The sequence below is a fragment of the Mesorhizobium sp. B2-4-3 genome (assembly GCF_006442815.1).
Taxonomy (GTDB): Bacteria; Pseudomonadota; Alphaproteobacteria; order Rhizobiales; family Rhizobiaceae; genus Mesorhizobium.
Window position 1 is genome coordinate 54376 of the sequence record NZ_VFVL01000033.1, and the last position, 10459, is coordinate 64834.

The 10459-nt window shown below is 65.1% G+C and carries 11 protein-coding genes; 2 read left to right on the top strand and 9 right to left on the bottom strand.

Annotated features, from left to right (window positions below):
• Window positions 1–12 precede the first annotated feature (12 nt).
• The 5 genes from FJ956_RS25180 to FJ956_RS25200 form a co-directional block, all read right to left on the bottom strand.
• Window positions 13–468, bottom strand: a complete 456-nt coding sequence (locus FJ956_RS25180; protein ID WP_246672163.1) for a MaoC family dehydratase — start codon at window positions 466–468, stop codon at window positions 13–15.
• Complete coding sequence (locus FJ956_RS25185) at window positions 465–1760, bottom strand: NAD(P)/FAD-dependent oxidoreductase (protein WP_140681380.1); 1296 nt, start codon at window positions 1758–1760, stop codon at window positions 465–467. The genes FJ956_RS25180 and FJ956_RS25185 overlap by 4 nt, the downstream gene beginning before the upstream one ends.
• Window positions 1761–1774: 14 nt before the next feature.
• Window positions 1775–2995: an NAD(P)/FAD-dependent oxidoreductase gene (locus FJ956_RS25190; RefSeq protein WP_140681382.1), complete on the bottom strand. Its 1221-nt coding sequence runs from the start codon at window positions 2993–2995 to the stop codon at window positions 1775–1777.
• Between the two features lie 65 nt (window positions 2996–3060).
• Window positions 3061–3639, bottom strand: a complete 579-nt coding sequence (locus FJ956_RS25195) for an OsmC family protein (protein ID WP_246672164.1) — start codon at window positions 3637–3639, stop codon at window positions 3061–3063.
• A gap of 237 nt (window positions 3640–3876) precedes the next feature.
• Window positions 3877–4122: a DUF1127 domain-containing protein gene (locus FJ956_RS25200; protein ID WP_140681386.1), complete on the bottom strand. Its 246-nt coding sequence runs from the start codon at window positions 4120–4122 to the stop codon at window positions 3877–3879.
• A 256-nt stretch (window positions 4123–4378) separates the two neighbouring features.
• Between FJ956_RS25200 and FJ956_RS25205 the strand changes: the two genes are divergently transcribed.
• The gene (locus tag FJ956_RS25205) at window positions 4379–4594 is read left to right on the top strand and encodes a hypothetical protein (protein ID WP_140681388.1); all 216 of its coding nucleotides are present in this window, start codon (window positions 4379–4381) and stop codon (window positions 4592–4594) included.
• A gap of 49 nt (window positions 4595–4643) precedes the next feature.
• Here FJ956_RS25205 and FJ956_RS25210 read toward each other — a convergent pair whose 3' ends face one another.
• Genes FJ956_RS25210 through FJ956_RS25225 form a run of 4 tightly spaced genes read right to left on the bottom strand, consistent with a single transcriptional unit; the run spans window position 4644 to window position 8650 of the window.
• Complete coding sequence (locus FJ956_RS25210) at window positions 4644–5804, bottom strand: ABC transporter ATP-binding protein (protein ID WP_140681390.1); 1161 nt, start codon at window positions 5802–5804, stop codon at window positions 4644–4646.
• Window positions 5797–6939, bottom strand: coding sequence for an ABC transporter substrate-binding protein (locus FJ956_RS25215; RefSeq protein ID WP_140681392.1), 1143 nt, complete (start codon window positions 6937–6939; stop codon window positions 5797–5799). Before FJ956_RS25215 ends, FJ956_RS25210 begins: the two co-directional genes overlap by 8 nt.
• A complete protein-coding gene (locus FJ956_RS25220) occupies window positions 6936–7775 on the bottom strand; it encodes an ABC transporter permease (RefSeq protein ID WP_140681394.1) in 840 nt (279 codons plus the stop codon). Before FJ956_RS25220 ends, FJ956_RS25215 begins: the two co-directional genes overlap by 4 nt.
• Complete coding sequence (locus FJ956_RS25225) at window positions 7772–8650, bottom strand: ABC transporter permease (RefSeq protein ID WP_140681397.1); 879 nt, start codon at window positions 8648–8650, stop codon at window positions 7772–7774. Before FJ956_RS25225 ends, FJ956_RS25220 begins: the two co-directional genes overlap by 4 nt.
• 227 nt (window positions 8651–8877) lie before the next feature.
• On the opposite strand from FJ956_RS25225, the gene FJ956_RS25230 reads away from it, so the two are divergent.
• Window positions 8878–9948 (top strand): helix-turn-helix domain-containing protein, encoded by a 1071-nt coding sequence (locus tag FJ956_RS25230; protein WP_181170306.1) that lies wholly within the window; start codon window positions 8878–8880, stop codon window positions 9946–9948.
• The last annotated feature ends 511 nt before the right edge of the window (window positions 9949–10459 follow it).

The following is a 10459-nucleotide window of genomic DNA, read 5'->3' on the forward strand; positions in this document are numbered from 1 at the left end:
GTCCAGAAGCTCTCAGCCCCCGGCCAATGGCACGGTGAACACCGTGGCGGTGCCGGTGAGGCAAAGCTCGCCGGCTTCGTTGCGCACCGATGTCTCCAGCTTTGTGATCGGCTTGTCGGCGCGCACGTCCTTGACCTCGACGCGGCCGGTGATCAATTCGCCGACGCCGACCGCCTTGACGAATTTCCACGAGACTTCGAGGAACACCGAGCCGGGGCCGGGAAGATCCTCCGCCACCACCGCGTTCAGGATGCCTGAGGTGACGCCGCCCTGCACGATGAGCTTGCCGAACACCGAAGCCTCGGCCAGCGCCTTGTCGTAATGCAGCGGATTGCGGTCGCCGGTCATCTCGGCGAAGGCGTCGATATCCTGAGGCTGCGTGCGCCGCGAGCGCTCGGCGAAAGCGCCCAATTGCGGTCGCCCTTTGATGACACCGACCCACCCGTCCTTCATCACATGCATAGTCATGGTCTTGCTCCGGTTCGGTTGCGATTGAGGTTCGAGCCGGCCGAGGCCGGTGGCTCGTCCTGGTTGGCCGGCGCCCGGTGGGCGGTCGGCCGCGATGCAGGGGAAGGGGCGCGGCGGGCCGGCATGGGCTGCCCGGCCAGCGCCTGCACCTCTGCCTTCAGCACGGCGCTGAAGCGGCGATGCCGCTCGCCGATATCGTCGAGCGTCCAGTCGAAGCCGGCGATCGCGTCGGTGGTATCCAGGATCTGGTTGGCGATCAGGTCGCGCTGCCGCTGCCAGATCGTGAATGCCGCGTCGGACCCGTCGAGGATGGCGCGCGCGAGGCTCTCGGCGTCGCGCAGCGCATCGGAAATGCCGTGCGAGGTGATCGGGTCGCGGAAGAAGCCGGCGTCACCCACCAGCGCCCATCCGGGGCCGTGCGCCTGACGGATATAGCCCGGCACGCCCCGGAACGCCTGCAGGCGGGCGTCCTTCGGCGCCTGGGCCGCTTGTGCTGCCAGCGCCGGCGAAAGCGCTTCGAGCACGTCCATGCGGGCGCGGGCGTGGCCGAGGCGGAAGCGCTGGTCGAACAGGCTCGTCGGCACCGAGGCGACGATGCAGGCGAGGCCGTCATTGGTCGGGATGAACGAGCCGGCGATCCCGTCGCGGAAGTACCAGTGATAGCCGGCGCCCGGCTCGACCGGCGCATAGCCATAGACATGGGCGGCCGACACTGCGCCGCGCCGCAAGGGCTGGGCGTCCACGCATTTCGCGACCAGCGAGCCGATGCCGTCGGCGCCGACCACGATATCGGCGCTGACCCTCACGGATGCGCGACCGGCGGCGCGGATTTCGATGCCGCGCACGCGCCCGCGCGTGTCGGCGAAGAGGTCGCCGACCGCCACCTCGTGCAGGGCCTCCGCGCCGGCCTTGCGCGCCGCATCGACCAGGATGCGGTCGAGCACCGTGCGCCGCGGCGCGATCAGCCCGGGAAGGTCCGAACCGGCGGCGAGCGGGACGGCGATCTCCTCCTCGCCATAGTGGAAAGTCGTCGTCTCGATCGGCGGCGTCCCGGCCTTGAGCAGCGGCTCGAGCAGGCCCCAGCGCCAAAGCTGCAACACGGCCGGCCGCATCAGCGCATGCGTCGACAGCGTGTCGGAGCCGTACGGCTTGCGGTCGATCGCAAGCACCTTGAGACCCGCGCGCGCGAGCAGCATCGCGGTCGCCGCACCCGCGCAGCGCGCGCCGACGATGATGGCGTCGTAGTGGCCGCGCCTGGGGGTGGCCATGAGGGAGATGGGATTGGTTGCCATGGTGGTCGTGATCCTCAGGCCGCCTTGCGGCCGTTGCAGTCGAGATGACGCGAGATTTCGGCGGCGATCGCTTCGGCGTCCGCGCCGACGCCGCCGATGAAGTTGGAATCGCGCTTGCGCAGGAAGCGGAAGCCGAGCGCATAGAGGCCGGGCACGCAGGTGACGCCGCCCTGATGCGCGAGCTCGCCGTCGGCGCCGAGCGCCAGCGGCTCCAGCCAGCCGAGCGAGCGCGCATAGCCGGTGGCCCAGATGATGGTGCGGATCGATCCGTCGGTGAGCGACAGCTGTTCTGCGCGCGCCGGCATCGCAATCGGCTCGGGCCGGTTTGGTGTCGCCACGCCCGTGAAGCGGTCGATCTGGTCGAGCAGGCGCGCCTGCTTCGCTTCCGCCGCGGCCATGTGCTGGCCAAGGTCGCCGGCGAAGGCGATCTCGCGATCGCCGACGCCGCGCACCCGCCCGGTCAGCTCCACGCCAAGCGCCTGCAGCGTGGCGAGATCGACATCGGCCCTGTCGGGCCGACCGGCGAGCTGCAGCGACGGCTGGCGTCGCGCGCCTTCCGGATTGGCGAGGTCTTCCCGGCGCTGCGCCATCAGGCCCATTGCGCACAGCCAGAAGAAGATATCCTGACCGCGCCATGTTCTGGGCAGGCGCGTATGCTTGCCGACCGAAAGCACCACGCGGCGTCCGGCACGGGCGAGCTCGTCGGCGATCTGCACGCCGGAGGACGAGGCGCCGACGACCAGCACGCCGCCGCCCGGCAACTCGCCGGGCGAGCGATATTGCGAGGCGTGAATACTGAGCGGTCCGCGAATGGTCTCAGCCGAAAAAGGGATGACCGGCCGGTCGCAATGTCCCGTCGCGACGACGACCGCGCGCGCCGACCACTCGCCGGCGCTGGTGCGCAAGGCAAAGCCGTCGCCGGTCCTCTTGACAGATGTGACCTCGACATTGGTCTCGACGGGCGCATGCCACTGCCAGGCGTAGCGCTCCAGGCTTTCCACGAAAGCCCCTTTGCTCATGAAGCCGTCGGGATCGCCGCCCTCATAGGGCGAGCCGGGCAGGGCGTTCAGCCAGTTCGGCGTGAGCAGCCTGAGCGAGCGCCAGCTCTGCGAGCGCCAGCGCTCGCCGATGCGGCCGCGCTCCAGCACGGCATGGTCGATACCGGCCTGGCCGAGGCAATGGCTGAGCGCAAGGCCAGCCTGGCCCGCGCCGATGATGACGACCGCGCGTCTCATGGTTCTGGTCCGTTTGGGAGGAAGCAGGCGGCCCGGATCGGTCCGGATCGCCTGCCGGCTTCGGCTTACTGGATGGTCTTGATGCCGACGGTGACCGGCACGCCCTTGGTCAGCACGTCGAACACGGCCGAACGGGCTCGCGACTGCTCGACCAGCTGCTGCAGCTTCTCGGCCGGCGCGTCGCCTTCGATCTCGAACGACACCTGGATGTTCTGGAAGCCGTTGCGGACCTCGTCGGAAATGCCGAGGATGCCGCGCAGGTCGATGTCGCCGTCGACCGAGCACTTCACCTTGGTGAGCTTGATCCCGCGCGCGGCGGCAATGTTGGCGACGCCAGCCATCAGGCAGCCCGCCAGCCCGTGCAGCAGCCATTCGACCGGGGTCGGCGCATTGTCGCCGCCGCACAGGATCGCCGGATGGTCGGCGTCGGCATAATGCGGCTTCTCGTGCTTCTGCTCCTGGCCGGCGCCGAAGAAGCCATTCATGACGGTCTTGCTGTGCGTGCCTTCGATCCACTCGTTGTGGGCGCGGAACTGGAATTTTGCCAGCTCCGGCTGCGCGGCGACGAAATTGATCGTCGCCAGAAGGTTCGGCGTGTCGACGCCATTGAGCGGAAGCCGTGCAGGTTTGGTGTTGGGTTGCATCTTCATCTCCAAAGGTTCGTTTGCGGCTTGGTTGCCGTGACGGCCTCTGTTTGCCGATGGAGCGTTTGAACGAGAGTGGGTGCGACCGTGGAATTTTTCATACGTCTACCGTTGGAAATTGCGTTGGATGTATCGTTTGAAACGAATGTCAACGCCCGAATGCGCCGGAACGCAAAAGCCCCCGGCGTGGGGAAGCCCGGGGCCTGTCGAGAGCGTGGTGACGACCGCCATCGGGGGTCATCCGGCGTTGCGGATTTCCATCCCGTCGGCGTCGGAGGCGTAGCGCATCGAGGTGTAATGGTCGATTTCCGAACGGGCGATACCCAAGTCCTTGAGCAGATGATCGGGCATGGCCTGCATGGCGGCGCGGTCGCTGCGCATCCTCATCGCACGATAGGCAAGCCGCAGCGCACGGCCGGCAAAGCCAATCAGGCTGAGGTCCGCGCGGCTGGGTTCACAGGCGGTGTGCTCCAAACTCGTCATTGTCGTCTCCATCTCTTTGCGGCGTGATCATTCACGTCACCAATGGGAAGACTTGTCGCCGACGACCGGGGGAGCGAGCGTTGGAGCGGGCGTCGAAATTGCCGTGGGAATCTGGTGGTATCTCAGTTTGAAAATATCGTGCCTTGCCAATGCGGCATGGAGCGCTTCGTCGCGAAGTCCTTGGCCTTCTTATTATATCAGGTCTAGCGTATATATGGCTGCGTTACCATGCTCATGTTCAGAGGGGAATTAAATTATGCGCAAACAGAAAACGCTTGGACTGGCGCTTCTGGCTTCTAGTTCGCTTTTCCTCGCCGACGTCGCTTTTGCGAAAGATGCCTACAAAACACCATGCAGGGCGGATGCCCAGCGACTGTGCAAGATGGTCGACAATGCAAAGGGGTTGAGCTGTCTTAAACAGCACATCAGTGAGCTCACTCCTGCCTGCAAAGCGTTTCTCTCCAAGCAATGAACTGTAATAGCCGTCAAGGGTCGTACTGATTACAGGGCGGTGGCGGCCTTCAGGAAATCCGCCGCCCGGCCTCGTCCAGCAAGACGCAATCGTCCGCGTCGAAGCTGAGTTCGATCGCTTCGCCTTCGCGCAGAACGCGGCCATCGATCGGGGCGTTGGCGCGGATGTTCGTCTTGCCGCCTATGTCGACCTCGTAGATGGCGCTGCTGCCGAGATAGGAGGCCGACACGACCCGGCCAGGCAACCGGTTGGCGCTCGCCTTGGCACCCACCGCGAGTTTCTGCGGCCGCACCACGACGGTGACGGCGCTGCCCTGCGGCAGCGGTCGCGGCGCCAGCACATTGACGGCCTGGCCACTGGCCAGCTTGACTGTCGTCGGCCTGTCGGATCGGCTCACCGTGCCAGCGAGCATGTTGGCCTTGCCGAGGAAGTCGGCGACGAAGGCGGTGGCCGGCCGCTCGTAGACCTCTTCGGGCGTGCCGACCTGCTCGGCCGAGCCGGCATTCATCACCACGATGCGGTCCGACATGGACAGCGCTTCTTCCTGGTCGTGCGTGACGAAGATGGCGGTGATGCCGGTCTCCTTCTGGATCTTCTTGATCTCGACGCGCATCTCCTCGCGCATGTTGGCGTCGAGCGCCGAGAGCGGCTCGTCGAGCAGAAGCACCTGCGGCTCGAACACGATGGCGCGCGCCAGCGCGATGCGCTGCTGCTGGCCGCCCGACAATTGCGAGGGCAGTTTCTTCTCGCTGCCCGGCAACCGCACCATCTCGAGCGCCTGGCCGACCTTGCGCTTGATCTCGGGCTTGGCGACGTTGCGATATTTCAGGCCGAAGGCGACATTGTCGAACACGGTTTTGTGCGGGAACAGCGCGTAACTCTGGAACACCAACCCGATATTGCGCTTGTAGATCGGCACGTCGTCGACGCGCCGGCCGCCGATCATGATCTGGCCGGCCGAAATGTCGACCAGGCCGGCGATGGAGCGCAGGATCGTCGTCTTGCCGCAGCCCGAAGGCCCGAGCAGCGTGACGAAGCTGCCCTTGCGGATCGACAAAGAGAAATCGCGCACCGCGACGAACTTGCCATAGGCGATGTCGATGTTGCGGAACTCGACCGCCGGGCTGCTCGCCCCGGCGGCCGCGTTCGCGCCTTCCGCCCCGGCCGAGGCCGGCCGGGGATGGATTTTCGCGTCCTGGCCGTCAGGCACCTTTCGATATCCTGTTCCACTGCTTGGTCCAGGCGTCCTCGTTGGTCGCCCAGTAGGTCGGATCGGCGAAGGTCAGCGCCTTCATCGTGCCGGTCGGATCGAAAGCCGGCAGCTTCGCGATCTTGTCGGTGAGCTTGACCTTGGTCGGGTCGAGCGACGGCGGGTAGCTCTGGCCCTCGGCCACCGCGATCGAGGTCGCCGGGTCGAGCATGAAGTTGATCAGCTCCTCGCATTCGGTCATCGGCGAGCCCTTCAGGATCAGCATGTCCTCCATCCAGGCATAGGAACCGGCCGGATCGAGATAGCCGATCGGATGGCCCTGGTCCTGGAGTGCTGCGACGCGGCCCGACCAGGCGTCGGTCACCACGATCTCGCCCTTGGAAAGCAGGTCCATAAGTTCCGCGCCGGAGCTCCAGAACTTCTTGGCGAGGTCGCGCGTCTCGCGCACCTTGGCCCAGATCGTGTCCATGTCCTTGAGGTTGTTGGGATCTTGTCCGGTGGCCAAAGCCGCGTACCAGACGCGCGTCGTCATGTCGGAATAGCCGCCGACCTTGCCCGCGTATTTCTTGTCGAGCAGCAATGCGGCGCCCTTTTCCTTGGCCTCTTCCGGCGAGATGACCTTGGTGTTGTAGGCGATGCCGGTGGTGCCGTAGTCGTAAGGCACGGCCGACAGCTTCGGCGTCAGCTTGCGGAACGGCTCGATCATCGGCTGCAGCACATTCACCATGTTGGGAATGTTGGCCTCGTTGATCTCCGAGGTCAGGCCGCCATTGACGTATTTGATGTAGTAATTGACGCCCGACGAATGGATGACCTGGTAGTCACCGGGCTTCGCGGTCTTGATCTTGGTGATGATCTCGTCCTCGTCGCCGAACGTGCCTTGCACCACCTTGATCTTGGTCTTGGCCGTGTAGGGCTGGAAGGCGAATTTGTCGATCGCGTCCTGCACCGTGCCGCCCCAGCCGTCGAAGCGGACTTCCTCGACCGCGGCGAGCGCGCGGCCCATCCACGGCATGGAAAGCCCCGCCGATGCGGCGGCTGCCGCCGTCAGCGTCAGGAAAGTGCGGCGGCTCAGATCGCCATTGGCATACCGGTCATGCAGCCGTTCCAGCCGTTTGGTTGTCGTCAGTTTCATCGTGCTTCCTCCTTTGGTTCACCGCGTCTCTTCAACTTCGTCAGGCTCTGCAGGATCAGGCCGCCGATCAACGGGATGGCGACGGTCACCAGGATCATCACGGTGCCGAGCGCGTTGATCTCCGGGCTGATCGAGATTTTCAGCATGGAAAGGATCTGGGTGGGCATGGTCTCGACGCCCGCCGGCCGCCAGAACAGGCTGGCCGAGGTGTTGTCGAACGAGATGGTGAAGGCGAGCAGCGCGCCGCCGACGACCGCCGGGATCAGCAGCGGCAGCGTGATCTCGCGGAACGACGAAAAGCGCGATGCGCCGAGCGAGAGCGCGGCCTCCTCATAGACGCGCCGGATCCCGACCATGCGCGCCTGCGCGATCAGCACCACATAGGGCACGGCTAAAAGGATATGGCCGAGCACCAGAAGCAGCATGGTGCGCGGCTGGTCGATCGCCTTGATCAGCACAAGAAGGCCGACGCCGAGGATGGTCTCCGGCACCAGCGCCGGCAGGATCACCAGCGTGCTCAGCGCCTGCTTGCCCGGGAACTCGAAACGCACCAGCGCGAACGCCGTGACGACGCCGATGGCGGTGGTGACGGCGGCGGTGACCAGCGCGATCCACAGCGAGGTGCGGAAGGCGGCCAGCACCGCTTCATTGCCCATCAGCTTGGCGTACCATTGCAAGGAAAAGCCGGTCATCGGGAAGCCGCCGAACATCGAGGCGTTGAACGACAGGATGACGGTCGCCACGATCGGCGCGAACATGAAGACGTAGACGCAGAGCGTGACGAAGCCGGTCAGCCGCCAGGCCCATTTGCCTTCCTCTTTTCGCCGCGCCTTCATCCGGCCAACCCCTTCACAATCTGCGACATGCCCATGTAGCGGGTGTAGATGGCGGCGAAGAAGCCGAGCACGAGGAACAGCACGATCGACAGCGTGGCGCCCATTGGCCAGTTCAATTCGCTCATGATGGTGTCGTAGATCAGATTGCCGAACAGCGCGTCGCGGCCCGAGCCGAGCAATTGCGGCGTCACATAGCTGCCCGCCGCCAGCACGAAGCAGAGCAGTAACCCCGCCGCCAGGCCGGGCAGGGAGAGGGGAAGCGTGACCTCGCGGAATGCCTGCGCGCTGGTGCAGCCCATCGAGCGCGCGGCCGAGATCAGCGTGCGGTCGATGCCCTCGAGGCTGACATAGACGTTGAGGATCATGTAGGGCAGGAGGAAGTGCAGCAGTCCCAGGATCACCGCGCCCTCGTTGTAGAGCATCGGCAGCGGCGCGTTGATGATGCCCATCTTGAGCAGAGCGACGTTGATGACGCCCTGTTCGCCCAGGATGTTGATCCAGGAAAAGGTGCGGATGGTGAAGCTGATCCAGAACGGCACGATGAGCAGGAGCAAGAGCAGCCATTTGTGCCTGAAGCTCGTCGCCCAGATGAAATAGGCCGGGAAATAGCCGAGCACGCCGCACAGCAGCGCGGTGATCGCGCCGACCCTCAGCGTCTTCAGAAGGAAACCGGAATAATAGCTGTCGGTGAAGAATTCCTGCCAGTTGGCGGTGGTCAGCGCGCTGGTTTCGACGCCTGCGGTGACGAAGGTGAAGAACGTATAGGCCGCCATCACCGCGATCGGCAGCACCAGGAAGAAGATCAGCAGCAGAAGCACCGGCGCAACCAGCATCCAGGCCAGGCGTGGATCGTACAAGGTCCAGCGATTGTTCATGCGCACCCGAAGGTAGGCGCCTTCTTCGAGGCGCGCTTATGTTCCCGCAGTGAAGATTGTTTCATTGCCGCCGCTATGTCTACAGGCGGTGGCCTAAATTCGATTCAGCCAGGGCGTCGCGCGCCGCCAGGATCATGCGCCCGGGAATATTAGGTATTGAATGAATGCCTTGCAAAATCGGGACTTGTTGGGCACGTTGGCTCGCGAGCTTTGGAGCAAGCCGCCGCATGGATTCGCCAGCGCCACAAACGATGCCTCGCGCGCCGAATCGTTTGAGTTTGTCTATCCGTGCCGGCAATGCGCGTGAGTTCGAGCTTTGGCGGTCGGGCTACGCTCCGCTTTATGAAATGGATGCGGCAAGGCCGGCGGCCCGTTCGTCGTTCAGCGCCGGATTGACGAGCTACAATCTGGCGCCCCTCGTGATCATCGACGGTTATTCTTCAGCCGAGACCCTGCAGCGCACGGCGCGCACCATCGCGCGCAGCAACATCGATCATATCAGCCTCGTGGTCCGTTCGCAGGGCGGGTTCGGCCTCGACGTCGAGGGACGCACGACGGAGGTGCACACCGGCGATATATGCGTCCTCGACATGACGCGCCGCAGCACGCTGCGCTCGACCGACTACAAAAGCTTCACACTCATTTTGCCGAGAACGCTGCTGGAACCGCATGTCGCCGATCTCGACTCCCTGCACGGCAGGGTTCTGCCAAGGGGCAGCGCGCTGAACACGATGCTTGCGGCCCATATGCGTTTGCTTTACGAGCAGGCCCCCGCGCTCGCGCCATCCGACATTCATGCAGCCGCGCACGGAACGGCGGCGATGATCGCGGCATTCGCGGGGGCGTCGAGCGACGGACGAGGCATGATCGCCCAGGTCGCGGCCGATGCTTCGCTCAAAACCTGCCGCAAGGCGATCGACGCCAATCTCCATGATCCATCGATGGGGCCGGAGTTCCTGTGCGACAAGCTCGGCGTGTCGCGGGCCAAGCTCTATCGCCTGTTCGAACAACTGGGCGGGGTCACCCTCTATATCCAGCGGCGGCGGCTGATGCGCGCCTATCAACTCGTCGTCGATCCGGCCTATGCCCAGGAGCGCATCAGCGCCATCGCCCTTCGATGCGGTTTCGGCAATGTTCCGGCGTTCAACCGGGCCTTTCGACAGGCCCATGGCATGTCGCCGACCGAATTGCGCGTCGCATCGCTGAGCGGGGAGTTGCACGAGTCCGAACTGGTCGGCGATCGCGCCTTCAGCACGATGGAGCGCTGGCTTCACGGCGAGGGTGTACCGGCGGCGTAGACCGCGGGGTTCGTACGCCAGACGCCCGCTTTTGCGTGGTCCGCGCTTGCCGGGAGGGAATCGAGGCGTCGCCTCGCCGCCGCGCCTCGGCAGGCCTCGTCCGTGTCCGTAGTCGGCGGAGGCTCACCTCGCTGCTCCCTACTTTGCAAGGCGTCTCATTTTATTGACCCAGCGTCTCATTCCTTTCGCGCCGCCTTGCGGGCCGTGACGCATCTGCAAATTGTCCGGTTGTTTCGGGGAGGCGAATGGTGGGCGACGTAATACCAACAGATGAAGGTTCCGTGGCGGCTTGTCTGGCGGCCGTGCCCGCCGGCTGCCGAGCCTCCCTCGAGACGTGCCAGCCCGCCTCCCGGCGCGGCATCACCCGAAGCGTGGCGCTTCTGCTTCTGGCAAGCACGACGTTCGGCGCCGGTCCAGCGCTGGCGGACGGCGGGCGCGGAGGCCTCAATGCCGGCGGCGGAGGAGGAGGAGATAGCGCGACCGGGCCTGGCGGCAACGGCCAGAATGGCGG

Coding starts and splice junctions, on each gene's coding strand:
- FJ956_RS25180 (WP_246672163.1), bottom strand. CDS start 468: ATGACTATGCATGTGATGAAGGACGGGTGGGTCGGTGTCATCAAAGGG.
- FJ956_RS25200 (WP_140681386.1), bottom strand. CDS start 4,122: ATGACGAGTTTGGAGCACACCGCCTGTGAACCCAGCCGCGCGGACCTC.
- FJ956_RS25230 (WP_181170306.1), top strand. CDS start 8,878: ATGGATTCGCCAGCGCCACAAACGATGCCTCGCGCGCCGAATCGTTTG.
- FJ956_RS25195 (WP_246672164.1), bottom strand. CDS start 3,639: ATGCAACCCAACACCAAACCTGCACGGCTTCCGCTCAATGGCGTCGAC.
- FJ956_RS25185 (WP_140681380.1), bottom strand. CDS start 1,760: ATGGCAACCAATCCCATCTCCCTCATGGCCACCCCCAGGCGCGGCCAC.
- FJ956_RS25190 (WP_140681382.1), bottom strand. CDS start 2,995: ATGAGACGCGCGGTCGTCATCATCGGCGCGGGCCAGGCTGGCCTTGCG.
- FJ956_RS25215 (WP_140681392.1), bottom strand. CDS start 6,939: ATGAAACTGACGACAACCAAACGGCTGGAACGGCTGCATGACCGGTAT.
- FJ956_RS25220 (WP_140681394.1), bottom strand. CDS start 7,775: ATGAAGGCGCGGCGAAAAGAGGAAGGCAAATGGGCCTGGCGGCTGACC.
- FJ956_RS25205 (WP_140681388.1), top strand. CDS start 4,379: ATGCGCAAACAGAAAACGCTTGGACTGGCGCTTCTGGCTTCTAGTTCG.
- FJ956_RS25225 (WP_140681397.1), bottom strand. CDS start 8,650: ATGAACAATCGCTGGACCTTGTACGATCCACGCCTGGCCTGGATGCTG.